We start from the raw sequence: 25866 nt of genomic DNA on the forward strand, positions 1-25866 counted from the left end.
ATGCGCCCTAGACTTACGTACTAGGGCGCATTTATTTTTTAGTATGTAACCCTTCACTCATCTATTATCCACAAAATAAGTATCATATGCCTTATCAAATTCATATCCTAACTTTTCTGCTAGTTTAGCAGATGTAGTATTCGCTGCGTCCCAGTTTGGATACTTTCCATTTTCTAAGCAATCCAATATAAGAGCTGCACTTACTACAGTTGCCAAGCCCTCTCTTCTATGATTGTGATCAGTTGCAACTTCAATTTCAATCCCATCATTATAAATACTATACGAGGATGCACCGCATACAACTTCTCCGTTATATAAAATGCTATAACCTATACCACGGTTTATATAATCTTCTACCGAATGAAATTGACTTGTGAAATCTTCAGATATCTTATGTAATGTAGGGCTATTTGCGATATGCTCGTCTATTCTTCTTAACTCATATTCTTTTGGAAGTGCTGATATAAAAGATTTTAATTTTGAACGATTAAAAACTTCTGGATTTCGTTTGAATTTATAACGTAAAAACTTATCTATTTTTCTTTCATGGAATGTTTCTAAGCGTTGTTTCCACTCTTCACTATTTACGATAACTAAAATTCTTTCTGGAATATTACGTAATAACTCTTCTGTTTCTTTCGTATTTGGGTCTCCAGCGTAAAATGTAAAAATCCCTACCGTAACTTGTGCTACTTTTGGATTTTCAAGATCATTTACCCAAGCAGTACCCATATGCCCTTGTAAATAAGAAAGTAAAACAACGTTATTGAAATCCTCAAACATAGAAACTAGTTTTTTTCTTGTATGTATATTCGCTTCATATATCATTTACATTCCCGCCTTCTTTAGAATCAACTACTCTTAACATTTTCATGAGCGCTCCATAATTCGTATTCATATACATACCCACCTGTTCATCATAAAAGCAATTGACTATTAAATTAAAACTTCGAATATTTATAAAATATCAGTAAACATAAAATGATTATAACATCTACTAACTATGAAATGATCAACATATAAAATAAGTCAACAATAAATATATTTCTTACCCGTTAACAAACGGTTTGAAGGACCAACATAATTAATTATGTAACAACCCTCAACAATAGTTTGAGGGTGCATTTAAATACATGTGTTATAACTCATTTTTATAAATAAAAGATTCCGTCTCACCGTTCTTATATACTTTAGTCAATTTAACAACTGATTTGTACGTGTTAACGTCATCCTCTATCATTTTTTTCATCTCTTCTATTTCGGCATCACCAGTTCCGCCCTCTATTTTTAAACAGTTCGAAATGGAAAGGTATCCGCTTGATGCCAATATAAAAATAAAAATCGTATCAGGAAAATTAATAAATAATAATCCGTAGTTTAAAGGGTCTCCAGCTGGATGTGATAAAAGTAATCGAAAACCTACCAGTTCAGGTACTTGAACAAAATCTCTAGAAACTCTCGCCTCACCTACTATAGTAATTTGCTTTACTACATTCCCGAGATCATCTGTAAATTCAGTACATCTAGGTGGATTAATTGTTGTTGCTTGGAAAGACACATTTAATTCAGGATTGTTAAAATCGAAAAAGATTGTACTCCCCTCTGTTAAACAATGCGGGCAAACATTTCCTAGCAAGCTAAAGTCCTCTTCAATATATTTAACTTTTGTTTTGCAGCTACATACTTTCCCTATTCGAATTGCATCAATCTTTGAACAATCGACAAATATAACCTCATTGTCTTCTTGTACGAATGATACGATACCTGTTTTCTTATTAAATGAAAGAAAATAAGATACAGCAATTTCGTTTCCTTCTATTATGATACTTTCAACTTTAGTATACGGTTCTAGACTTTGTAAAAACTCACATATACTATTTTGGCAACACCCACAATTACGTTTCGGTTCACACCCCACTTACACTCCATCCCTTCTCTATATAGAATTGCTACTACATATATATGAGAAGAAAATAAGAAAAGCTTGGACAATATAACGTTAACGTAGCAATATCGTTACCTAATCGTACATTTATATGGAAATCACACCATTTTTGAGTAAGGACACATAATTTTTACTATAAATACATATAACAATTTCATCTTTCATGAAAAAAACGTTATAATAAGGTGTAGCCTCTACGATTACGTTATAAAGGAGATTAAAACAATGGCTAAAATTAAAGTATACCAAGCAAAAGAGGAAAATATGGAAGCAGTAAAAAACATCATTGATGTTGAGGAACAAAACCCAACTGCTGAAAACTTACAAAATCTATACGCATGTGTATTAGATACTGAAGATATGGCATTGCCTGAATCATACATTGAAGAAGATATCTTAATTGATTCTATTGAAGTTATGGTTAACGCTTCTCAAAGCAAAGTAAGAGACTTAGGTGCTTACGATGTAATCGAAGTTCAAAACAAAGGTAAGAAAACACAAATTTTACTATTAGCAGACGAAGAATACGAAATTATCGAAGGCTAATCTAAATCTGTACATACGAAAAAGCTCCTTTCCAATTAGAAAGGAGCTTTTTCATTACGCTTTTGATGTTTCACTCTTTTTATTCGTTTGTTGTTTCTTAATTACCATGCGCTCATTTCCCATAAAGAAAATGAATATGAATGCTAATCCAGCTGGTACCAATGCCCACATGAATGTTTGAACAATTGAACTAGAAAGAGCGTCAATAATCTTATCTAATATTTGCGAAGGGATTTGAGATCTTGCTGATTCTGATAGAATAGCTCTTGAATCCCCTAAAGCGTTTGTATTCATTCCCCCGCTCATCCCTTTAAATGCTTCTTCTAATTGATCTTGGAAACCTGTTCTTTGGATCATTCCGAAGATTGTAATGCCTAGTGTCATTCCTAACGAACGAATGAAGTTACTCGTTGAAGTCGCAGACCCGCGCTGTTCCATACCGAAGTTGTGAATAGCTGCCATACTTAGTACAGAGAATGAGAAACCGACTCCAAATCCGATAATAATCATATAAACTGTTAATAATACACGACTTGTTTCTGGTGTTAACGTGCTTAATAAGAATAGTCCAATTAGCATAATAACCGCAGAAATAATCATAATGTTTCGGTAGCTAAGTTTAGTTGTTAAAAATCCGCCTAACTGCGCTGTTACGACTGATCCTAACATCATCGGTAAAAGTAATAATCCTGAGTTTGTTGCGGTACCACCGTATACACCTTGAATAAATAACGGAATGTACACAGTTGCTGACATAAATGCAGCACCGTAACATAAAGCAATAATTGTACTCATTCCGAATAAGCGCTGCTTAAACATCTCAAATGAAATAATTGGTTCTTCTACTTTTCGTTCAATAAAAATGAATGCGATGATTAAAATGGCGAATCCACCAAATAAGCTTAAAATAAAGCTAGAATCCCAATCATATTTTTGTCCACCTAGTTCTAAAGCAAACATTAAACAAATTACTGCACCAACTAAAGTAATTGCACCAAACCAATCAATCTTTTGCTTTCTATGAACGCGTGATTCTTTATAAAAGAATGTAATAAAAATAAGTGCTAAAATGCCAAGTGGTAAGTTAATATAAAATACCCAGTGCCAGCTAATGTAATCGGTAATATATGCGCCAAGTAATGGCCCGAAAATACTAGATAATCCAAATACCGCTCCGAATAAGCCACCCATTTTCCCGCGTTTTTCAGGTGGGAAAATATCAAAAACGATAGTAAACGCAATTGGCACTAATGCCCCGCCGCCAATACCTTGAATGGCACGATAAATACCTAACTGTGTAATATTTTCAGCAGTACCACAAAGTGCCGAACCAATCATAAAGACAATTAAACCGAAAATAAAGAATCTCTTTCTACCATACATATCTGATAGCTTACCGAAAATCGGCATGCCTGCCATTTCTGCGACCATATAGGCAGAAACGACCCATACAAAGTTTTCGAGGCCTCCTAAGTCACCAACGATTGTTCCCATCGCCGTTACGACAATGGTATTATCCATCGATGCCATTAAAATACCTAGCAATAAGCCCGCCACAACAAAGCCGAGCTTATTATTCTTCTCAACCATATCTCTTGCTCTCCCTCATACTACTTATATTTGTTTATGTTCTTTTACGACTGCATTACCTTTTTGATTAAAACTAGTATGATATTCTACAACACTAATTTCACATCCAGGACCAATTGTGACGTTGTTGCCTCTTACAACTTCAGCAATCGTATGTTCTAAATAGATATCATCTCCTTCAACAATCGAAGTTTGGAGGTTTCCAGCATGACTAGTAAAAGGAATAAATCTCGTTTTTTTACGAACAGTAATCTTTTTGCCACCAATTTCTCTTACCTTACTGCCTTCATAACGAAGTGAGATTTGAATATTTTCAGCATTAAGTAATCCAGCACTTTCAAGACCACCAGTTAATGATAAATCTTCTATTTCAATATCTCCCTTCACATTTAAAGCACCTTTTACATCTACGAAATCACCTGAAAACTTTCCTGCAATATCTATCATACCTCTAACTTTTGTTTTTTCAATATGAGCATCACCATGAATTTGTGTATTACCATATACTTTTACATATTCCGCATCTACATTTCCTTGTACTTCGTTATCTCCATACACGACATAGTTTTTCACTTTCACATTACCGCGTACATCACTCGTTCCGTACGTTTTAAACTCATTGCAACTCATATCATTCGTAATTGTTCCTTCACCGCGAATCTTCACTTTATTATAATCTCCGCCTGCTGAATTACCAGAACCATTTACTGTGAGACTATGTGGATGTTCCATATTGATTTCTCCCTTCCGTTAAACCTGCTTAATTTCTTTTACATTTGCATTTTTATCAACAGTAAGAACACCCGTATATTCAATCAGTTCAATCTCACAGTTTGCTCCTACTGTAACATTGTTTCCTCTTACCGTTCTTATGTGAGCATAATCAATATCGATATTGTCACCTTCTAATAGTTCAGCTTCTAACTGCAAGCCAAATACTGTTTTAAATAGCCTACTAAATGTACCTGATCTATGTCTTACTTTAATCGTTTGACCACCAATTTCTTTCGCTCGACATGTACCGTGAATATTTATATTAATTTCATCTGCGCTTAATAAACCACCGATTGTAAATTGTCCTTCTGAAGAAAAAGTATCCACTTCACAATTACCGTCAATTGTAGCTTGACCATTGACTTTAAATTCTTCACCAGTGACATTTCCACCTATCGTACCTTTTCCTGCAATTTTCAAACTGTTTGCTTTTACATTTTGCGTAATTGTTGCTTTTCCATCAATTCGCATCGTTTCAGCATGAACTGTGCCATCAACTTTACCAGATCCGCTAATTCGTGCACTGCTACTTTTCAAATCGCCAGTAACTGCACCGTAACCGTTACATTCAAATTGCTCACATTCAACATTTCCATTCACAGTTCCTTTTCCGTTTAATTGCACTTTATGAAACTCGCCACCATTCGATGAACCGTAACCATTTATAATCAAATTATCTGTACGCATACTTTCTCCTCCACTACAACAATTTAGTTTTTAATGCTTCGGTATATTTCATAATCGCTTCGCGTAAAACGATTTTGGTGCCTTTTTCAAAAATTAAATCGTCCACGTTTGAAACTAATAAACATGTAGAAATACCTAACTTTCGGACAATGATTAAGTCACAAGTTTTATGTTTCATTGCTTCATAATTTTCACGTAAAACTTGCAAGACCATTTTTCCTTCTTCTAAACTAATCTCTCCTGATTGTAGTAATTCTTCTAACATGTACACATAAAGAATGTCTACAAATTGAAACTCTGCTGTTTTATTCGTTTGTTCTATGAAAAATTGTAAAACTGGTTCTGATGCAATCCCCTTGCGTAAAATCTCTTCCTTTGTTAAAAGAATTTCTCTCACACTCGGTGAAAACATGTTCGCTAGTTCATCAAGTGATAAATCCTCTTTCATCGTTTGGATTTTATCGATACGCTCTAATATCTTTTCTTTCGGAAAAAATGTCTCTTGACCTGTAAACGTTGATTTTCGTACAAACCAATCTTCCGGAATTAAATTTTTTCTTTTCCACCTATATAACTGTCCGTATGAAATACCAGTTAGTTCTAATAAATCTTTTTTTGAAATTAAATCTGTACTCAACTGTATAACACTCCTTCCTGATAACAATGTAACATAACACTGTTACGCTGTAAATAGACTTTTATCACAAGTAGCGTAACAATGTGTAAAACAAACCTATTCTCACATACAAAAAGGCTCTTACACATCTTATGAAAATGTGCAAAAGCCCTTATATATCAAGATTTAAACCAAATATTATAAAAATCAATCCAACCTTGTGAATTAATCATTATATTTTGAACTTTTTCATGTGTACTTACCTCTTGTTTATTACGATATAAAGGAATAATATGAATTTGACGTAACAAAGTATCCTCGATATCGCGTAACAGTGTAACTCTTTTCTCTAATTCTTCTTGTCTAAAATAAGGAGACAACTTTTCATGAAAGTCCATGCTGCTTTGTCCATGAATAAAACTATTTTTTGTAAGAAACATATATAATAAACTATCTTCTATTCGTTCACTTATTGTGGCACTATCATGCATCATATCGGCCTTTTGTATCGTACTTACTTCCAATAGCTCTTCTATCTCAAGAAAATTATTTTCTACACGAATCCCGTACTTCGCACACTCTTTTTGTATCCATTGTGCATCTTCAACATGATCTCGTCCTGTAAATGTGTAGAGTTGTAGCACTTCACTATGATAAGTACTCCTTTTAATTAAACTTTCGATATCTTCGTCAATATCTACTATGCTTTCATTTGCTAATATTAGTTTCTTTGCCACTTCTCCACGTTCTCCGCCGAGTTCTTGAACGATTGTATAACCATGAATGATTTGATATAACGCTTTCCGAAATAACGCATCTTGCATTGGTCCTTCTTTCGTAAGATTACATGTTATATATGTCACGTTCGACTCAAGCCGAGACAATTCTTTATTATATTTTTCTTTATCTTTATACTGCGCCTTTACTAAAACATCGTATGTACTTACACCTTGTTCTACATTCCACAACTCAATACGATCTAAAAAAGGTCTTTCACGAAAATATAAAGGATGTCCTTCTAAAATGAACAGATTTTCATTACTTTTATATAATTGAAAAGGCCCTGTTCCAATTAACCCTCCTGCTTCATCTTCATTCACGATAGAACACTGTTCTGCACTTAGCATATGTAAAAACATTCGATTTTCCGTATGTAATTGAATTTCGAAAACGTAGTCATCCACTGAACGGATATTTTCAACGTGTTGTAACATCCATGCATGTGCATTATTTTCCAGCTGCATAAATCGATTCAACGAGTATATAACATCATGTGCAGTAAGTTGTTTTCCATTATGAAAGTGAACTCCTTTTCGTAAGTAAAACGTCCATATTTTTTCAGCGTCATTATATTCCCAGTGAAATGCAAGTCTTGGCTCTATAATGTTTGTATTACCGTCTACATACACGAGTGTGTCGAATATATGTTTTACCATATGGCATTCTGAACGCATTGTAGCGTATACAGGATCTAATGTGATATCTAAATTCATTTGTACTTGCAACCGGAGTACATCTCTTCTCCCTTCAGATGTCATTTCAACCTTATGACCAAATATTGAATCCACCCAGGAGTGATATTCTCCCTTTACCGATGGAAAATGTGAGCTATAGCGTTCCACAAATATGCTTCCGCTTTTCACATCCCCTTTTTTCGTTATTTCTTTTCCTCTATCTAAAATTAAAGACATCGGGTGCTTTTGAAATATTAACTTAGAACGATTTCCTCTGCCGCGACCTGGAAACCACTTAATCCAATTTAACTCATCTAATTTTTTTATAATTAATTTACTATTACGCTCTGTACAAAATAGTGTTCTAGATATATTTTGCACTGTTACTTCCAATCGTTCTCCCTCTTTTTTCCCTTTTCCATAAGCAATCCATAGTTCAATGTATTGATCTAAAATAAACATCATACTCCCCCTAAAAGGTGAAAAATACTCCCTATTGTTTCTACCCTTTTTCCAACTCTCCTTTCATCTTATCATTTCAATATAGAAAGGAGGAATTAATATTGAAGTATCTCTTACTTCGTTACAATAAACCTATTTTTATTAGACTGTGCGGTGAATTATTAACCCGAACGACTGAATCTATGTTAGCTCTCATTATGATTATTTACGTCAATAAAATGTTAAACGGCAATGTAATAATAACTATGCTGATTTTCGGACTGCAGCCACTTTCAGACATTTTATTTACACTTATTGCTGGAGGAATTACTGATAAATATGGCCGAAAAAAGATTATGTTACTCGGATTATTACTACAAGGTGTTGCAATCGGTAGTTTCGTTTTCGCTCAATCCGTTTTTATATTTGCACTGTTATATGTCATTAATGGTATTGGCCGTTCCTTATACATTCCAGCTCAGCGTGCACAAATTGCTGATTTAACAAAACAAGAGCAGCAAGCAGAGATTTTTGCTCTCCTACAAACGATGGGAGCAATCGGATCCGTAGTCGGCCCTTTAATCGGTGCAAGTTTTTATAATACTCACCCAGAATATTTATTTATCGTGCAAAGTGTAACTCTTACGATATATGCTGTTGTTGTTTGGACCCAGCTCCCAGAAACTGTTCCACCTATAAGTAAGTCGAAACAAACAGTTGAGGCAAGTTCACCAAAGCAATTTGTTTTTAAACATTACGCCATATTCGGTCTTATGGTTTCTACACTTCCTATTAGCTTTTTTTATGCACAAACTGAGACGAATTATCGTATTTTTGCAGAACATGTATTTCCTAATCTCGTATTCATACTCGCATTTATTTCAACATGCAAAGCCATTTTGGAAATCATTCTACAAATCTTCCTCGTAAAATGGTCTGAACGATTTTCTATGGCGAAAATCATCCTTATTTCTTACGCCTGCTATACAATAGCTGCAGTTGGCTTTAGTTATTCAACGACGATATTGTCGTTATTCTTCACCTTACTCTTTTTAGTCATTGGAGAAAGTATTGCTCTAAACCATTTATTACGATTCGTTTCAGAAATTGCACCTCATGATAAACGTGGTTTATATTTTTCAATTTACGGTATACACTGGGATATATCTCGAACGTGTGGACCAGTTATTGGTGCAGTTATATTAAGTAAGTTAAATGGAAGTATGCTGTTTTATATTTGTGCTAGCTTCTTATTAGTTGGAGGTATTGTTCAAGCGCTATTTGTTCAAAGTTTGGAACGTAAAAAAATCGTGAACCATCCTACACATAATTTATAGGTTACTACTTTTTCAGTAGATCAACATTTCTTATTGGATAAATGCTAAAAAATAAAAGTGAAGTATTTCGCATATGAAAGTATGTTTTATATGACAGGAGACGTTCCTTGTTTACAACTAAAAACACCTCACTTCAAGAAAGTGAGGTGTTTTTGAAATCACTTAATTTCTTATCCTGCCATTTTATTAATACTATCCTCTGGCGAAAATACGGAAATATGATCGACCTTACCAGTCGATTTTGGAATGACAAATTTCAATTCATACTGGTTATTTACTTTGTATACATATATTTTATCTTCACCATTCTCTTTAACTGAAGATGGTTTTCCTAATGCTTTTTCAATTTCTTGTAATGTAATCAATTTTAGTTCTGCATGATATGAGCGTACATCAAAAACTTGTGACCCTTTATTAAATCCGAAAACAACATTTTTATTTGTAAAATTTGCGTACATTCCATTCCCTGCATATTCGGTTTTATTTGCTTTCCCCCACGCTTTTTCAATTTCTTCAATATCCCCTGTATGGGCTCCAAATGGCACATTAGGTACCTTTCCTTCTTTTGCTAGTTCAAACAAATCTTTAACGTGGTTAATTGATTTTTGATTAAGTGTTCTATCTTTCGAATCTTGCTCAGCTGATGGTTTTGTTGTTTTTTCATTACTTGGTTTTGCTTCAAGATTTTTCTTTTCTTCTGAAGAATTGCTTTGTTCATTTTTATGATTTTCCGAGGCTGGATTTGCTTCCTTTTTTTCGTCTGTCCCTTTACATGCTGCTAATGCAAATGTGCATGTAAAAGCAAGAAATAACATAACTATTTTGAAATATACTTTCATCATTTTTACCCCCTATTGTATTTTATTCATTTCGATAATCAACCGGATGCGAAGTATAGTATTAATTAAGGACTTCTAATTCTAAATCGTCACTTTCCCATAATTTTAAAAAACTTGGAATTATATTGTTAATCATCGTATTCATCTCCTTCTTTAAACCTTCTCTTCTCGATGATAATATCCTCTATCTATAACTTAAAACATGCTGTCACAACAGCTCCTTGAAACAAAAAAACCAGTAGGAAGTGATTACTCTTTTCCTACTGGTTGAAATGAAATTAAACGGTAAATCTTAGCTTCTTAAAAAATGTAGCGATAGTGTTTTTTACTGTTTCAAAATTATAAGCAAACGTGTTATCTCCACTTAATGATGAAATACATATTAAACCTGCAGCTTTAATAAAAGCTTTTACATCTACAAGCATAGAATTAGCCTCCAAGAATTTAATTACAATCATTATAACAGGTGTTTTACGACGCTAACATGAAAGTAATAAATAAATTTCTATTATTAATTTATCCCGCTATTTGCCGGGCAGTAAGATCCCCACCTCAAAATTCAGCGGAAACAAAGAAGTTAGGTGGGGGCCCTGCTGCCCGTAAAAGCTAAATTGGTGAGAACTGATAATCAGTGGGAATGAACAAAACCCCCACTGATTAAAATTTCACCTTATTTAGCTTACAGTACACCATTTCAATGTCATATAAAAAAGCTGCCCAAAAAGAGCAGCTTCAAATATGTATATTACACTTCAATTGATTTACCATCTTCAACAATATGATAAAGTAAATGCGCTAAATGATGAATTGGACCGTATTCTTCCTCTTCCTCATCTGTTTCGCCTTGGAATTCAAGATCGTTTAAGTATAGTGCTAAAAATTGATAGTATAGTTTTAAATCAAATCCGTAGCATGCAGTTGGTTCTTCATGATCCCCTTCATATTGTAACATTAAGTATTGATCATTTCCTTCTGCATCTTCTGCATCAAAGAATACGAAGAAGCCAACGTTTGTATCTAAATCAAATAAATGACGAGTACCTTTTTCAGTTGCTTTATTGAAGTCCTCTTCACTTAATTTATGTACTGTTGTCGCTTTTGCATTATCTTCTTGATGGAAATTTACTGTAAATGATTTCAATGCTGACACCTCCTGATTGTATAATACTAGCATAACATATAAAAAGGACTGCTTACAAATGTAAACAGTCCTTACATTCATTTTCGCATTGCTCGTAATAAGAAGCTTACGATGAAAATTAAAATGATCGCACCGATTAAAGCTGGAATAATTGCATATCCCCCAATGACTGGACCAAAACTACCAAGTAATTTCGAACCAACCCAAGAACCGATAATACCAGCAATAATATTACCAATTACACCACCAGGTACGTCCTTTCCAGTAATTAAGCTCGCAAGCCATCCTAATATACCACCGACGATTAAAGACCAAATCATATAATAACCTCCTTTACATTTCACCAATCAAAATATAATTAGAAACAATTGCTTACCATTAGTTATGTGACATTTTTCATAAGTTATTCATGTTGTTCAACTTTAAGATTTTTGAGAATAATACACACAGATTAAACCTTTTTTTGAACTAACGATTTATCCGACTTGTTATTACACACATTAAGAACAATCTAGCTTCAATATTGTTCGCATAAACTCTTCTTTAAAAGCTGCATAGTTAAAACCAACAGCAATTCTTTGAATCGGCCGATCATCAAACCTTGTTGGCTCAGCTATTTTTCTAAAGTCTGCTACACTTTGGCCCCTAGTCACATCATTTGTCGTACTAATCCACACTGCCGATTTTTTATATTCGAAAATACTGTCATTTATAAACGAGATAAACGGTAGTAAATCGTGTATAGGACTTCCACCAATACCCGGATATTCTTTTTTATAGAAATTCTCATAATAAAAATCAATCATTGGTTTAATGAGTTTCGCCTGTCCAGTTCCTTGTTTATCTATTATTTTGGCCATTTCAGGCGTAATAAGCGCGCCCTGTGTTACATTTAACGGGTATATGCTAGCGTTTTTCGCATATTTCATAACAATATTTGCTGCAATTGGATCACCATAAAAATTCGCTTCAGATACTGGTGTAACATTACCTGGAAATAGGAAAGCGCCGCCCATTATATAATACGAACAAATACGATCCATTATATTTGGATACAATAAAAATAACGTAGCAAGCGTCGTTAGTCTCCCTGTCGCCACAATTATAATATCTTCTGGACAAGGTTCGATTAATTTGATTAATTCACAAAAATTTTCTCGTTTACAAATTCTCATCTCAGGTGGAATAATAGGACCTAAACCGTGATCCCCGTGGATTTCAGGGAAAAACAAAGGCTCTTCAGCTGTCATCGGTCTACTCGCACCTTCAATAATTTTCACTTGTGTAGCATAGTACCTTTCTAAAAAATAAACATTTTCCGTAACGATATCTCGTGATACATTCCCGTACTCAGCAACAATACCTAGAATATCTAATTTACATGTTTTATTTGCATAAATTAACGCTACGGCGTCATCAATACCAAAGTCTCCAAAAAAGATAATTTTCTTATTAACTATTCTCACCCCTCTTCAGCATAATCTACTATTATTATTATGTGAAAAAGACAAGGCGGTGAAACAGCGCAAACTAAAAAAGTCGCCTATTTATTGGCGACTTCAATCTTTTTATAAGACAAATATGCAAGTACATTTTTACTTGAATCGTATTTCGGGTTATTTCCTTTTCTCGGCTCTCTCATATGTGTCTTTTCAAATCCAGGAATGTCTGGCATTTTCCCCATAAATTCAAGTATTTCTTCCTCAGTACCTTCAATGCGTACACGAATCATTATAACTATTCCTCAATTCTCAGTTTCTCTGTACTAAGTATATCGTACTTCAGAAAGACTGCAACACATTTATCTTTTTAACGTTGTACTTTTTTTACATATAAACATAGCCATTTCAGTATAGAACGATTCTACTTTATTATTTTTAAATTGAATATTAAAATATCCCTTCATTTCGTTTGGTGCTTTCATCATACATTCTGTTAATTTTTCACGCTTTTGTAAAGGGACATCCATCATATTACACCACCAGTCAAAATCAAACTTCTTATCAAAAGTAAGACATGACTGCATTTGCAAACCGTTTTTTTCTAATAAAGTAAGCCATTCTGTCTTTTTTAGAGCTCGTTCATGACTTGGGTCTCGCTTTTTTTCTATAAAATTATAAAATGTATCATATTCATTATTTTCTGGCGAAACATTATCTATTAAGATGAATAATCCATTATCCTTCAATGTACGATTTACTTCATAAATAAATTGAGCCGGATTCGTAAAATGATGGGCTGCAATCCGGCATGTGATTGTATCAAAAAAATGGTCTGCAAATGGTAAATCCTCTGCGTTTCCTGCTACAAAAGATACATTTTCATGCCCATTCTGCTTTATAAAAACTTTTGCTTTTTCTAACATCTGTTCTGTTAAATCAAGTGCAACTACTTCTTCAAACATGGGTGCTAACATATTTGCCACATGTCCGCCACCAGTAGCAACATCAAGAAGACGATTATTATGACGAGACTCAACTTGTTGAACTACATATTGTAAATCCAGTCCTTTAGCATGTATTTTACTATTTACATATTTATCTGCATTACTGCCAAACTGTTTTTTCACAAGCTCTTCTTTACTCATATTATCATCTTCTTTCTATTGTTATTTACATATACGACTCATATAATTATTACAATTCTCTTCATGTATTTTCAAATCCTCTTTTCATCTCACTTCTCATCACGTTCCCTTATAATCAAAATAATATGATTATACGTTCTTCCATTAAACAAAAAAGGCTACGGGAACTTGCCCCCTAACCTGACTAAATATTTACTACATTTTTATTTCTTCATATATATCTATATAATATAAATCCTCTTTCAACTTCATAATAACATCTACTTCGTTATAAGTAGCCTCACGAGCATGTAAACCAAATTGATCCATACCAATCCATATCCACCCAGGTGTAAGATATAAAACATCTATATTAAAATAATCTAACTTAGTAAGCTCCGATGTAATAAATTTATCTTTATTAGCGATTTGTTTATCTATTAAACCATATTCTTTTCCATTTTCAAATAGCGATATAAATTTCCCTACAATCGGATGTTCACGAACAATAAAATGATATTCTTTTTCCTCTATATTTACCACAATCAAACGAGAAACAGATAAATCAGGCCCTGAATTCGACATATTTGTTTATTCACCTCCTTATATAGGCTTCTTAAATATGATAACAAATGAATATTCAAATTAAGTTAATATAATGTAAAAAATAAAAAAGCTGAATCCCCTTTAGAAATCAGCCTTTATAATTCGATCAACTTTATTCTTTTACAAATTATTATAATGTTTCTTTTTCCTCATCATTTCCGGAAACTAAATTTCCTATAGCATCCGCTGTTACTTCTACTACAAATTCACAAATACCTGCTACAACTTCTCCAATTACTTCATCCATCTTTTTACCCCCTTATTTTATGTAACTTATTTGTAGTATAGAAGAAATTAGCGAATGTAAACTATCGAAAAAGGTGACATAAACCTTACAGAATTGTAAGCTCTTTCATCCCTCTGCTTATCCCCTTTGAAACTCCAAGTATTTTTAGCAGACATATAGGCCATCATAAATATGAAGCAAGTAATAATCTAGTGTCAGGAGGCGTTTAATATGTATTACGTAAAATTAATTAAAGGTCAATCTTTCTACGCTTTTGACCATCGTTTCTTGGTGTCTGAAGAAGAAGAGGTTTCAGAGAAAATTTATAATTACTTACGACGTAATGAATTTTTTGAAGTACGTAAAGAAGAATACTCTGCTTAATTACAAAAAGCATTAAGAAAAATATCATCTTATTGTGATATATTCTTAATGCTTTTATGTGAATTTCTTCTTTTCAATAATTGTTGTTGACTCTATTAAATAATCTAGTATTTGTCCAAGCTAATTCTTCACTATTTTCATATTCTAGTATATGAGACCAACTATGAAAAGTCAACTGTAAATTAAAGTGAAAATATGGGTATTCAATTTAAAAAGCATAGGAAATAAGCCTTTATCGAAAGGCTGAAAAAATAGAGAGTGGTATATAACTTATTCTATATGTGGTGGAATTTCATATGGTTTATTACTTTTTAAAATGGCATAAATAATGTAACACAATTTCCTAGCTACTGCGCCAATACAAACATAATAATGCTTTCCTTGTGCTTTCTTTTTTTTATAAAACGCTTGTAACACTGGGTCACATCGATAGGCGGATATGGCAGCTTGAAATAAGGCACGTCGTAAGTGTGAAGAGCCACGTTTAGACATGCTACCTTTTGATGCTTCATATTGCCCAGATTGTGAAATGGAAGCATCAATTCCTGCATAGGCAACAAGCTTAGCTGGTTTATCAAAACGATGAATATTACCAATTTCACTTAGAATTGTGGCACCTAAAATGGGGCCAATCCCAGGTATGGTTGTGATAGGGGTGTCCAGTTCAACTAAATACTCTCCCATCTGGTGTTCACAATGCTTAATTTGCTCTTCAATAAATTTGATTTGTTCGAGTAACATTTTTAATTGAAATGAAAAAGCATCTTTACAAAATCTTACACCAAAGGACTGGGACGCGATTTGTAGGAGTTGTTTCGCCTTATTTTCGCCAATTCTTTTCCGACTAGCTTTTTCCATAAGTTCAGTTAGTTGTTCAATTGAGACATTTTCAAAATCGCTGGGAGTGGTATATTCCATTAAAATTTCGGAGGATGTTTTTCCAAAAATATCAGAGAATACCGTATGGTATTCCGGAAATGTTTGATCTAATACCACAATGGCTTTTCGTTTTAAATCACTCACGCTATGTACAAGCGAATATCTGAAACGACTTAGTTGTTTTAATGCCAGCATTGTTTCATCAGCTAAAGCGGTTTCTGTAAATCTTCCAAAGCGAATTACGTCTGCAATTAAGGTTGCATCAATGGAATCTGTTTTACGCTTTCGAATTTCTGTTCCCTTTCTCCAAGCATTGGTTTGAAGAGGATTTAATACAATGACTGAAAACCCTTTTTCTAAAAGAAACGAATAGAGGGCTAGCCAATAGTGTCCGGTTGCCTCCATTCCAATTAATACATCGGTAGGGTTATCCACGTATTGATGTATCCAGGCTAAAAGTTTATTTCCACCATCCGTATGATTTTGAAACGAAATGGGTCTAGTTAGTGCTTTTCCTGTTTGATCAATGATGGAAGCATAGTGTTTAAATTTGGCAATATCAATTCCGACATAGTACATGAGGTTCACTCCTTATTTTATAGCTATAAGATAGTTGTACATCCTCTAATCTAATAAGCGTTACTGCCTTGTTAGAGATACGAAGAATGACCAACGGTCAGCAACATCCAACTCATTCGTAAACTACTTATTAGATAGAGGTACCAGTCTCCAAGACGAATACAACGATTCAGGGAGGTGAACGGCAACACTCTATCTACAAGTAAGAGTATCTTACAATAGTTAAAATACCCTTGGGTTTATAGGTAAATCCCTTTCCTAAAAACCTAACTTAAACATACAAGGAGGTGAAGAATATGACTCATATCATTGATTACCAAGCTACTCAACCTATTAGTAAAACTGGTGAAACAACTTTTGCAATCCCAGCTTCTCCAAATAAAGCAATTTTAGCAAATTTGAAATTGAGAATTTCAAGTAGAGATTCACGTAATAATCGAGTAGAATTAATCGCTACAATTGGTGTAGAAGGAATAACTGGGACTTCACAAGTTTTATTCCGAATTTTCCGTGATAATATTGAAATTTTTAATGCACAAGTAGGTATTGAATCTACAGATTCTGAACAATTTTACGTACAAACATTTCAAGCTATAGATCAAAACGTTAGCAGTGGAACACACGAATATTCATTAACTGTAGAAAACCTTACTAGTGGTGCTAGTGCAGAAGTTGTTGGTCCTCTATCTTTTAGCGCTTTAGCTATTGGACAAGAGCGTAAATGTTGCTAAGTGAATCTAATATTTAGTTTTGTACTTGAGAAAAGCGAGGCGTAGTTATACGTTCTTGCTTTTTTATATGTATCCTTACTTTCTATTAGCTTTAATCATAAAATTTTTACGTTTTGATTCACTTATTTCAGCACTTAACACATCAAATTTTTGACAAATCAAAAAGATTGAAATCCACTTATGAAACACGTAATATAGACTCTGACTCTAAAAAAGTTCGTATAAAAACACTGCATAAATAAGGAGGTTTTATATACGCGTTTTTCATTTTAAAAGACGGAGAGGTTTTATGTTATGTGGCGTAATAAAAACGTTTGGATTGTTTTAATTGGGGAGTTTATTGCAGGTCTAGGATTATGGCTTGGTATTCTTGGCAACCTTGAATTTATGCAAAAATATGTCCCTTCTGATTTCATGAAATCAGTTATATTATTTATCGGACTATTAGCCGGTGTTCTAGTTGGACCTATGGCTGGCCGTGTCATCGATCAGTATGAAAAGAAAAAAGTTCTTCTTTACGCTGGGTTTGGTCGAGTTTTAAGTGTTATTTTCATGTTTTTTGCTATTCAATTTGAAAGTATCGCATTTATGATTGCATTTATGGTTGCTCTTCAAATTTCAGCAGCATTTTATTTCCCTGCATTACAATCTGTAATTCCACTCATCGTACGTGAGCATGAGTTATTACAAATGAACGGTGTACATATGAATGTTGGTACAATTGCTCGTATTGCAGGTACTTCACTAGGTGGAATTCTTTTAGTTGTGATGAGTTTACAGTACATGTATGCCTTCTCAATGGCAGCATACGCCTTATTATTCCTCTCGACTTTCTTCCTACAATTCGAAGACAAGAAATCAACAACACCAAGTAAACAAGCTGCAAAAGATAATAGCTTTATGGAAGTATTTCGTATTTTAAAAGGAATTCCTATTGCTTTTACAGCACTTATATTAAGTATCATCCCTCTATTATTTATAGCTGGGTTTAATTTAATGGTTATTAACATTAGCGAAATGCAACATGATCCTACGATTAAAGGGTTCATATATACAATTGAAGGTGTCGCATTTATGATAGGTGCCTTCGTAATTAAACGTCTATCTGATCATTTCAAACCTGAAAAATTACTATATTTCTTCGCAGTTTGTACTGCTTTTGCACATCTGTCATTGTTCTTTAGCGATATAAAATGGATGGCTCTTACATCATTTGGGTTGTTTGGGTTTAGTGTTGGCTGCTTCTTCCCTATTATGTCGACGATTTTCCAAACGAAAGTGGAAAAAAGTTATCACGGTCGCCTCTTCTCATTCCGTAATATGTTTGAGAGGGTTATGTTCCAAATCGTCTTACTTGGCACAGGCTTCTTCTTAGATACAATTGGGTTACAATATATGGTTCTCATCTTCGGAGTCGTTTCATTATTGATTATTTCTATTTCCCTCTCTAAGCAGAAACATTATGAAAAACAGCATTCGCAATCTGCGAATTTATAAAATAAACAAAGAAGTATGGATCTAATATTGAATCCATACTTCTTTGTTTTATAATACGCCTATTTATTACGTTTATTGAAATTAAAGGAGTATCCTCCTTTAATTTCGAATAGATTATAAAAAGTTCTCTTTATAAAAGGAGTGGTAAAATGTCTGGTGGCATCGAAGTATTTATTGTCCTGCTCTTTGCAATTGCTCTGTTTAGCATCCTAAACTTTTTAGCCATTTCCTTATCTGGACATAGTTTTAAAAAAAGAATCGTGGCAGGTTTCATATTTTTACTACTGACTCCCATTATCTTTTTGACTATCACAACATTTGCTTCTATATTCGATAAAGCAGGATTTGGCGCAGGTACGTTAGCCTTTATGATCGCAAGCGTATATATATTAAATGGAATAGTGCTTCTGCTTTCCTCTTTATTTATGCTCAAAAAAGACATAACATAGGCTATGGTACTAGCATGAATCTGACTTTACACTAGATTCATGCTTATTTAATTTCTCCTAAATTTTTATATGAAATTAAATAATTCTTTAAAAAAATTTAAACTTTATTTATTATAATATCCCTATCGTATTCGCACGTTTATTCAAATTTAAAAGAAAGGAGCACAAAATGAAAAAGGTTCTACTTACAATTCCTATACTAATCATTCTACTTAGTGGATGCAACAATAACGATATATACGGTTCTTGGGAAGTCGTTGACAATAAAAATGGTGAATGCCCTGTATATTATAAATTTGAAACAGTTGTCAAAAAAGAAAATAAAGAGGAAATTGTGCAAAATTTAGTAGAAATGCAAACAACAAAGAATAAAGACGATTTATATAAAGGCTCATTTGTCAAAAATTCTAATGTATATCACATTGATTATGGTAATTCATTTACATCGGACCAAACTTTAAAAGTTGCCGACGGTACACTAAATGTATACTTTTTGACAGCCGAAAAATTATGCACATATAAAAAGAAATGATTACATTTCAGAGGAGACGCAGAAAATATTTTCTGCGTTATTTCACTTTAGAAATCAGCCACAAAAATAGCCCTTGTTTTCGTATTCTTTTTCATTCAAAACATGAGAAATATACTTAATAAAAACTAGAGAATACCTTAAATTATATAAAATGAATCCTATAATAGACATTTCAATTAACACATCTACGCTATTTACATCGATACTTTTCAAAATAGGCTAATCCTTCCTCTAAATTTGTCAATCATTTTAATTTTCATAAAAAAATGATAAAATATAAACATGTGTTTTCAGAATAATTAAAAATGCAGAATGAAAGCACTGTTTTAGGAGGGGTTTTGATGACTTACACGTTAGCAACTAGAATGAAAGCATTCCAATCTTCTATATTTAGTGAATTAGGAGCCTATAAAAAAGAAAAAATTGCAGCAGGTCATAACATGATTGATTTGAGCATCGGAAATCCTGATATGCCGCCCGCTGATTTTGTAAGAGAAACAATGGTACATACAGCGAGTGAGAAAGAGAGCTACGGGTATACATTATCAGGTATTCAAGAATTTCACGAAGCTGTAACTGAATATTACAACAACACTCATAACGTGTTATTAAATGCGGATAAAGAAGTTTTATTATTAATGGGTTCACAAGACGGGCTCGTTCATTTACCTATGGTTTATGCAAATCCAGGTGATATTATATTAGTTCCTGATCCAGGATATACAGCTTATGAAACAGGTATTCAAATGGCTGGTGCAACATCTTACTACATGCCTTTAAAGAAAGAGAATGATTTCTTACCAGACTTAGAAGTCATCCCTGAAGAAATTGCCGATCAAGCGAAGATGATGATTTTAAACTTCCCAGGGAATCCCGTTCCAGCAATGGCTCATGAAGATTTCTTTAAAGAAGTAATCGCATTCGCGAAAAAGCATAATATTATCGTTGTCCATGATTTTGCTTATGCTGAATTTTATTTCGATGGTAATAAGCCAATTAGCTTCCTCTCTGTACCTGGTGCTAAAGAAGTTGGTGTAGAAATCAATTCTTTGTCAAAAAGTTATAGTTTAGCAGGTAGCCGTATTGGATATATGATTGGAAACGAAGAAATTGTTCGTGCACTTACTCAATTTAAATCTAATACCGATTACGGTGTATTTTTACCAATTCAAAAAGCGGCATCTGCAGCACTAAGAAATGGCGCTGCATTTTGTGAGAAAAACCGCAATATTTATCAAGAACGGAGAGATACTTTAGTCGATGGATTCCGAACATTTGGCTGGAATGTCGATAAGCCAGCTGGTAGTATGTTTGTCTGGGCAGAAATTCCACATGGATGGACTTCTCTAGACTTCGCTTATGCATTAATGGATCGTGCGAATGTCGTTGTTACACCTGGTCATGCATTTGGACCTCACGGAGAAGGCTTCGTACGTATTGCACTCGTTCAAGATAAAGAAGTGTTGCAACAAGTTGTTGAAAACATTAGAAATAGCGGCATTTTCGTCCTTGAAAAAGTAAATGAATTAGTTAAAAATTAATTCCGGCTCCCCTGCTTAACTTTAGCAGGGGTATTATTAATTGGAGGTACTTTCATATGCATATTAAAGACACACTTCCCCATCGTTATCCATTTTTAATGATTGATAAAGTAACAAATGTAAAACAAGATGAATTCGTTACAGGATATAAACTCATTACAAATAACGAATGGTTTATAAATGATAGTCACAAACATATGCCTCATATGTTAATTGTAGAAGCACTTGCTCAGCTTAGTGCATTTGTACATACAAGTGATTCTGAAGGACTAGGATTCCTCTCCTCTTTAGATGGAGTTGAATTCCACGGAAAAGCATATCCCGGTGATAAACTTGATTTACATTATGAGCTAACGCGCAATCGCCGAGGTTTTGTTCTTGGTAAAGGTATTGCAACTGTAAACGACCAGCCTATTGTAACTATTGAAAAACTATTAATATATCAAGCAGATTAAAGTGTTCCTTATATCAGTTGGAAATATCTATTCTCAACCGATTAAGTAAATAGGAAAACATATTACGTAGTTAGGAGCAGGAAAATGGAACGTACTATCGGTATCGATGCTGGAGGCACATTAACGAAAATAGCTTATTTTAACAAAAAAAAGCTATTAACTTTTGAAAAATTTTATTCGCATGAACAACATAAAATAATAGATTGGATTAAAAACAACAATGGCATAAAACAAATATGTATTACGGGTGGTAAATCGAAACTATTACAGCAACTGCTTACAGGTTCATATAAAATAATAGAGCTAAGCGAATTTGAAGCTACTCTTGCAGGTGTCCAATTCATATTAAAAGAAGAACAACATACTATAAACAATTTTATTTTAACCAATATCGGTACAGGTACTTCTATCCATTATGTTTATAATGAACAATATATTCGCGCTGGTGGAACCGGAGTTGGCGGTGGGACTATTATGGGACTCTCAAAATTGTTAACAAATATAGATCATTTTGAAGATATAATACCTCTAACAAAAGTAGGATCTAGAAAAGAACTAGATATTACGGTTGGAGATATTTATGGTGGTATTCTTTCCCCTATCGATAATAACTTAACTGCTAGTAACTTCGGAAAAGCAGCCATTACAGAATCAAATAATAGTAGCTCCGATATACTAGCTACTGTACAAGGACTTGTCGGTGAAGTCGTTACTGCATTAAGCCTTCAATTCGCTGAAACAAAAAACATTGAACATATTATTTATATTGGTTCGACTTTATGTAATAACGTACAACTTCAACATATTATTAGTAGCTACACCGAATATCAAAATAAAACACCAATCTTTTTACAAGATGGTGGTAATAGCGGTGCAATTGGTGCATTACTTCATGCTACGAAATAAAAAGCTGACTTTTGTCAGCTTTTTAGAAATGGCACTTCAAATTCAATAATTGATTCCCCGTTCTCTCCAATTCGCTCCACGCTTATTCTATCAATCACACAATTTAACTTCCCATGAAAACTAGGAATCTCCTTCACTACTTCAGCAGCTAATTCGGCACTTTCTTTTCTTCCGACTGTTACATGCGGGATGTACGGAATGTCTTCTTTCAAAAATTGTAATAAAGGTCCTGTATATAGAATATTATGTAGTTCCTCTATTTGTTCTTTCCCCTTTTCAACTCGTAAAAACAAATATTCTCTTTCACTTGTAATTTGATTCGTAAATTCAATTTCTATATTCTGTATCGGTTTTGATACATTTATAATATGTAATTTCAGCTCATCATTTGAAATCGAACTTTCAAATGGGAATACAATTGTAATATGCGGTGAAATTAATCCAAATAAAGGATCATGTTTTTGCCTAATGTCCTCGATTTCGCTAATGAACATGTTGTTTAGAAAAAGTAAAATTGTACGCATTTTTATCCCCTCAACTTTTCCTCATTATAATATGTATCATATTCTATGACAGCCTGCCCTTCAACAACTTGTTTTGCTTACCTGTAAAAATAAAAAAACTTCTCAAATGAGAAGTTTTCATATAGCATGATTATTATTTTCCCGCCAAACTTTCCTAAACTTTATATAACAGGCAATTCTCCAAGGAAAAATATACGATACTGCAACAACGTAAAATAATAAACCAATCGTTTGTTGATCTAAATCAACGATAAATTGTCTTGAACCATATCTTAAAAAGACAAGTGCAATAAAAGTAATTAAAAAAGCTGCACTTTTTTTCGTATAAATATTCCCATCATCTCTTCGTTCATAATTTGTTAATACTATAAGCGGTACAGCAAAAAGTACACCAATGAATACCGCTATAATTACTTGTAATATAGCTGGATGTACGGGACCTAAAAACCATACAATACCTGGTGTTAAAAATAGTAATGGCCATAAAATACGTTTTCCCGATCCCTTTATTGGCTTATGCATGGAGCGATAACGACGCCAAAATATCAGTAGTGCAATGCATAAAAAGACGGTTATTAGTGAGGACGTGTCTCCCATATATTTTCCTTCTCCCTAAAAGAATAATCTATCACTATTTTAAACTGTTCGTTCAAATGATACTTTACGAATAAATATACTACTAGTTATGATATAAAGAATTGTTAATCCAATTGAAATAACAATAAAATAAGGGATATCTATTAAAGATACATCATTTGTAAATAACAATCCTTTTATCCCTACTTCTCCATACAGCACACTATTTGTTGAAAGGAAAAGCGACCCACCAATCATGAGACCAATCCATTGAAATCTTTGCTTAAAAATTACTACTACTTGAAAGAAACATGCTATCGTAACATAAAATAAAAATTGTAAAATAAACTGTTGTATTAATTGCTCTCCAAAGTTAACATTTACTAAGTTATATTTTATATCTTGTAAAAACAGTATTTGAAGGAATGAAAACAATGCGGATTGCAACACAATATAGCAAATCGCTCCGATAAAATATTGTATTCTCGTTATACCAAATGAAACTGCTAAACGAAATAAATCATCTTGAACAATGAAAACACTCCCTACTATAAAAATCATAATTGCAATTGAAGGATTATTGATAATTTCGGGTAAATAACCAACTTTCGCTTCATTTAAATGAGCAGCATATAAAGCTCCTTTTATTAATAAAGCTACAATCCAAAATATTAAAATTGCTTTATAATGAAAATTTATATGTAACCTCAATTGTTTCATTAACATCGTCATTCCACTTCACCACCAGTCATGTGAATAAATAGTTTTTGTAATGTAATTCTATCAATTACTAAACCTTCTTTTTCAAGAGAGTAACAATCTTCATTAGAAAGCCCTTCCCATATAACAGCAATACCTTTATTCCCATAAATTTCTTTATTTATAACTTTTTTATTAATCAAGAACTCCTCCACTTTACCTTTTTGCCCTGAAATAATATGACCTTGTTGCAATAAATCTTCCACTGTTGATTGAACAACAAGTGCACCTTCTTTTATGATAATTACTTCTTCAATAACATGGGTTACTTCTTCTACCAGATGTGTTGATAATATAATTGTTCTGGGATACTCCCCGTAATCTTCTAGTAGTAAACTATAAAATAACTCACGATGTGCTGCGTCTAATCCTGTAGTTGGTTCATCAAAAATAGTAATTGTCGCTCTGCTTGCTAACCCTTTAATAATTCCTACAACTGTTTGCATGCCATGAGATAGTTTATGGTATTTCTCTGTTATATTAAGCTGAAATTTACCCGCCAGTTCTTCAGCAAACTTCTGATCCCAATTTTTATAAAACATGTTACATATCTTAAAAATTTCTTTTACGCTATAACTTAAATGAGACTCTTCTTTTACTCTAACGAAACAAATATTTTGCATCGCTTTACTATTTTCAAAAACATCTTCACCAAATATTGATACACTTCCACTACTTGAAGTAATTTGTCCTGCTAGTAAATTTAATAAAGTCGTTTTCCCTGCTCCGTTCCTTCCAAGCAAACCATATATTTTATTCTCTTCCAATGAAATCGTTACTTCATTTACAGCTATTTTCTTTTTATACTTTTTCGTTACATCTTTCGTTTCAAGTGCAATCATCCCTCTTTCCCCTCCTTCGTAATTTTTTGAATCATATCCATCAATTCATCTTTTGATATTTCTAGTACTTTCGCTTCTTCCCACACTTTAGGTAAATATTCAGTCATAAAAGTATTTTGTCTTTTTTTTAGTACAACTTCTTTTGCCCCTTTTGCAACAAACATCCCGATCCCTCTCTTTTTATATAAAATCCCCTCATCCACTAATACATTCACCCCTTTAGCTGCGGTAGCCGGATTTATTTGTAACATCTTCGCAAATTGATTTGTCGATGGAACTTGTTCTTCTTCAAGCAATATGTCTTTTAAAATATCAGATTCAATCGTTTCTGCAATTTGTATGTATATTAATTTATTTTGTTCTAGAGTCGGCTTCACATTTTCACCACCTTAGGTTCATAGGTTCATTACTTATGTAATTAACCATATCACATAGAATTATTTT

Annotated in this window: 31 protein-coding genes; 10 read left to right on the top strand and 21 right to left on the bottom strand. The window is 33.3% G+C overall.

Going from position 1 to position 25866, the window contains the following annotated elements:
* Positions 1 to 57 precede the first annotated feature (57 nt).
* Complete coding sequence (locus MHH55_RS08415) at positions 58 to 828, bottom strand: GNAT family N-acetyltransferase (RefSeq protein WP_000638727.1); 771 nt, start codon at positions 826 to 828, stop codon at positions 58 to 60.
* 310 nt (positions 829 to 1138) lie between these two features.
* Entirely contained in the window at positions 1139 to 1918 is a 780-nt protein-coding gene (locus MHH55_RS08420; RefSeq protein ID WP_078187068.1) for a BC_2878 family exosporium-associated protein, read from the bottom strand.
* 252 nt (positions 1919 to 2170) lie between these two features.
* On the opposite strand from MHH55_RS08420, the gene MHH55_RS08425 reads away from it, so the two are divergent.
* The gene (locus tag MHH55_RS08425) at positions 2171 to 2491 is read left to right on the top strand and encodes a hypothetical protein (protein ID WP_001062733.1); all 321 of its coding nucleotides are present in this window, start codon (positions 2171 to 2173) and stop codon (positions 2489 to 2491) included.
* Between the two features lie 54 nt (positions 2492 to 2545).
* Here MHH55_RS08425 and MHH55_RS08430 read toward each other — a convergent pair whose 3' ends face one another.
* The 5 genes from MHH55_RS08430 to MHH55_RS08450 form a co-directional block, all read right to left on the bottom strand.
* A complete protein-coding gene (locus MHH55_RS08430; RefSeq protein WP_078187067.1) occupies positions 2546 to 4081 on the bottom strand; it encodes an MDR family MFS transporter in 1536 nt (511 codons plus the stop codon).
* A 24-nt stretch (positions 4082 to 4105) separates the two neighbouring features.
* Positions 4106 to 4813, bottom strand: a complete 708-nt coding sequence (locus tag MHH55_RS08435; protein ID WP_017673238.1) for a hypothetical protein — start codon at positions 4811 to 4813, stop codon at positions 4106 to 4108.
* A gap of 18 nt (positions 4814 to 4831) precedes the next feature.
* Positions 4832 to 5542 carry a bactofilin family protein gene (locus tag MHH55_RS08440; RefSeq protein ID WP_001258384.1) on the bottom strand — a complete coding sequence of 237 codons (711 nt, stop codon included), beginning with the start codon at positions 5540 to 5542 and terminating at the stop codon, positions 4832 to 4834.
* Positions 5543 to 5555: 13 nt separating this feature from the next.
* On the bottom strand, positions 5556 to 6179 hold the full coding sequence (locus MHH55_RS08445; RefSeq protein WP_000102257.1) for a YhbD family protein: 624 nt from the start codon (positions 6177 to 6179) through the stop codon (positions 5556 to 5558).
* Positions 6180 to 6337: 158 nt separating this feature from the next.
* On the bottom strand, positions 6338 to 8074 hold the full coding sequence (locus MHH55_RS08450; protein ID WP_078187066.1) for an ABC transporter substrate-binding protein: 1737 nt from the start codon (positions 8072 to 8074) through the stop codon (positions 6338 to 6340).
* A gap of 101 nt (positions 8075 to 8175) precedes the next feature.
* Here MHH55_RS08450 and MHH55_RS08455 point away from each other — a divergent pair, with 101 nt between their 5' ends.
* A complete protein-coding gene (locus MHH55_RS08455; protein WP_078187065.1) occupies positions 8176 to 9390 on the top strand; it encodes an MDR family MFS transporter in 1215 nt (404 codons plus the stop codon).
* A gap of 170 nt (positions 9391 to 9560) precedes the next feature.
* Here MHH55_RS08455 and MHH55_RS08460 read toward each other — a convergent pair whose 3' ends face one another.
* The 8 genes from MHH55_RS08460 to MHH55_RS08495 all read right to left on the bottom strand — a co-directional run bounded on the left by MHH55_RS08460 (position 9561) and on the right by MHH55_RS08495 (position 14521).
* Entirely contained in the window at positions 9561 to 10232 is a 672-nt protein-coding gene (locus tag MHH55_RS08460) for a DUF4309 domain-containing protein (protein WP_139362476.1), read from the bottom strand.
* A gap of 275 nt (positions 10233 to 10507) precedes the next feature.
* On the bottom strand, positions 10508 to 10654 hold the full coding sequence (locus MHH55_RS08465) for a chorismate mutase (RefSeq protein ID WP_078187063.1): 147 nt from the start codon (positions 10652 to 10654) through the stop codon (positions 10508 to 10510).
* Positions 10655 to 10974: 320 nt separating this feature from the next.
* Entirely contained in the window at positions 10975 to 11370 is a 396-nt protein-coding gene (locus tag MHH55_RS08470; RefSeq protein WP_000834883.1) for a hypothetical protein, read from the bottom strand.
* Between the two features lie 77 nt (positions 11371 to 11447).
* On the bottom strand, positions 11448 to 11690 hold the full coding sequence (locus MHH55_RS08475; RefSeq protein ID WP_000638306.1) for a GlsB/YeaQ/YmgE family stress response membrane protein: 243 nt from the start codon (positions 11688 to 11690) through the stop codon (positions 11448 to 11450).
* Between the two features lie 180 nt (positions 11691 to 11870).
* Positions 11871 to 12836: a nucleoside hydrolase gene (locus tag MHH55_RS08480; RefSeq protein ID WP_078187062.1), complete on the bottom strand. Its 966-nt coding sequence runs from the start codon at positions 12834 to 12836 to the stop codon at positions 11871 to 11873.
* Between the two features lie 77 nt (positions 12837 to 12913).
* Positions 12914 to 13102, bottom strand: coding sequence for a YvzF family protein (locus MHH55_RS08485; RefSeq protein ID WP_078187061.1), 189 nt, complete (start codon positions 13100 to 13102; stop codon positions 12914 to 12916).
* Between the two features lie 69 nt (positions 13103 to 13171).
* Positions 13172 to 13957 (bottom strand): class I SAM-dependent methyltransferase, encoded by a 786-nt coding sequence (locus MHH55_RS08490; RefSeq protein ID WP_075677168.1) that lies wholly within the window; start codon positions 13955 to 13957, stop codon positions 13172 to 13174.
* A 195-nt stretch (positions 13958 to 14152) separates the two neighbouring features.
* Positions 14153 to 14521: a hypothetical protein gene (locus MHH55_RS08495; protein ID WP_000071478.1), complete on the bottom strand. Its 369-nt coding sequence runs from the start codon at positions 14519 to 14521 to the stop codon at positions 14153 to 14155.
* A gap of 478 nt (positions 14522 to 14999) precedes the next feature.
* On the opposite strand from MHH55_RS08495, the gene MHH55_RS08500 reads away from it, so the two are divergent.
* Positions 15000 to 15152: a YqbF domain-containing protein gene (locus tag MHH55_RS08500; RefSeq protein WP_000291905.1), complete on the top strand. Its 153-nt coding sequence runs from the start codon at positions 15000 to 15002 to the stop codon at positions 15150 to 15152.
* A gap of 270 nt (positions 15153 to 15422) precedes the next feature.
* Here MHH55_RS08500 and MHH55_RS08505 read toward each other — a convergent pair whose 3' ends face one another.
* Entirely contained in the window at positions 15423 to 16610 is a 1188-nt protein-coding gene (locus MHH55_RS08505) for an IS110 family transposase (protein ID WP_078187060.1), read from the bottom strand.
* A 296-nt stretch (positions 16611 to 16906) separates the two neighbouring features.
* On the opposite strand from MHH55_RS08505, the gene exsC reads away from it, so the two are divergent.
* The 7 genes from exsC to coaW all read left to right on the top strand — a co-directional run bounded on the left by exsC (position 16907) and on the right by coaW (position 22721).
* Positions 16907 to 17341 (top strand): exosporium protein ExsC, encoded by a 435-nt coding sequence (exsC, locus tag MHH55_RS08510; protein WP_000148799.1) that lies wholly within the window; start codon positions 16907 to 16909, stop codon positions 17339 to 17341.
* Positions 17342 to 17635: 294 nt separating this feature from the next.
* Positions 17636 to 18838: an MFS transporter gene (locus MHH55_RS08515; protein ID WP_000269258.1), complete on the top strand. Its 1203-nt coding sequence runs from the start codon at positions 17636 to 17638 to the stop codon at positions 18836 to 18838.
* Positions 18839 to 18987: 149 nt separating this feature from the next.
* Positions 18988 to 19287, top strand: a complete 300-nt coding sequence (locus tag MHH55_RS08520) for a hypothetical protein (RefSeq protein WP_078187059.1) — start codon at positions 18988 to 18990, stop codon at positions 19285 to 19287.
* 169 nt (positions 19288 to 19456) lie between these two features.
* Positions 19457 to 19819, top strand: coding sequence for a hypothetical protein (locus tag MHH55_RS08525; protein WP_063245536.1), 363 nt, complete (start codon positions 19457 to 19459; stop codon positions 19817 to 19819).
* A 341-nt stretch (positions 19820 to 20160) separates the two neighbouring features.
* Positions 20161 to 21360 carry an LL-diaminopimelate aminotransferase gene (locus MHH55_RS08530; RefSeq protein ID WP_139362427.1) on the top strand — a complete coding sequence of 400 codons (1200 nt, stop codon included), beginning with the start codon at positions 20161 to 20163 and terminating at the stop codon, positions 21358 to 21360.
* A gap of 56 nt (positions 21361 to 21416) precedes the next feature.
* On the top strand, positions 21417 to 21815 hold the full coding sequence (locus tag MHH55_RS08535; RefSeq protein ID WP_000547649.1) for a 3-hydroxyacyl-ACP dehydratase FabZ family protein: 399 nt from the start codon (positions 21417 to 21419) through the stop codon (positions 21813 to 21815).
* Between the two features lie 84 nt (positions 21816 to 21899).
* Positions 21900 to 22721, top strand: coding sequence for a type II pantothenate kinase (gene coaW / locus MHH55_RS08540; protein WP_000442501.1), 822 nt, complete (start codon positions 21900 to 21902; stop codon positions 22719 to 22721).
* 14 nt (positions 22722 to 22735) lie between these two features.
* On the opposite strand, the gene MHH55_RS08545 is transcribed toward coaW, so the two are convergent.
* The 5 genes from MHH55_RS08545 to MHH55_RS08565 all read right to left on the bottom strand — a co-directional run bounded on the left by MHH55_RS08545 (position 22736) and on the right by MHH55_RS08565 (position 25799).
* Positions 22736 to 23245: a 2'-5' RNA ligase family protein gene (locus MHH55_RS08545; protein WP_001259199.1), complete on the bottom strand. Its 510-nt coding sequence runs from the start codon at positions 23243 to 23245 to the stop codon at positions 22736 to 22738.
* A 117-nt stretch (positions 23246 to 23362) separates the two neighbouring features.
* Positions 23363 to 23842 (bottom strand): CcdC family protein, encoded by a 480-nt coding sequence (locus MHH55_RS08550; protein WP_000502963.1) that lies wholly within the window; start codon positions 23840 to 23842, stop codon positions 23363 to 23365.
* A gap of 39 nt (positions 23843 to 23881) precedes the next feature.
* Positions 23882 to 24553 carry a DUF4052 domain-containing protein gene (locus tag MHH55_RS08555; protein WP_000178200.1) on the bottom strand — a complete coding sequence of 224 codons (672 nt, stop codon included), beginning with the start codon at positions 24551 to 24553 and terminating at the stop codon, positions 23882 to 23884.
* Positions 24550 to 25422: an ABC transporter ATP-binding protein gene (locus tag MHH55_RS08560; protein WP_000560923.1), complete on the bottom strand. Its 873-nt coding sequence runs from the start codon at positions 25420 to 25422 to the stop codon at positions 24550 to 24552. Before MHH55_RS08560 ends, MHH55_RS08555 begins: the two co-directional genes overlap by 4 nt.
* Positions 25419 to 25799 carry a GntR family transcriptional regulator gene (locus tag MHH55_RS08565; protein WP_000805185.1) on the bottom strand — a complete coding sequence of 127 codons (381 nt, stop codon included), beginning with the start codon at positions 25797 to 25799 and terminating at the stop codon, positions 25419 to 25421. Before MHH55_RS08565 ends, MHH55_RS08560 begins: the two co-directional genes overlap by 4 nt.
* Between the last annotated feature and the right edge of the window lie 67 nt (positions 25800 to 25866).

Source organism: Bacillus sp. FSL K6-2944 (assembly GCF_038005385.1).
Lineage (GTDB): Bacteria > Bacillota > Bacilli > Bacillales > Bacillaceae_G > Bacillus_A > Bacillus_A cereus.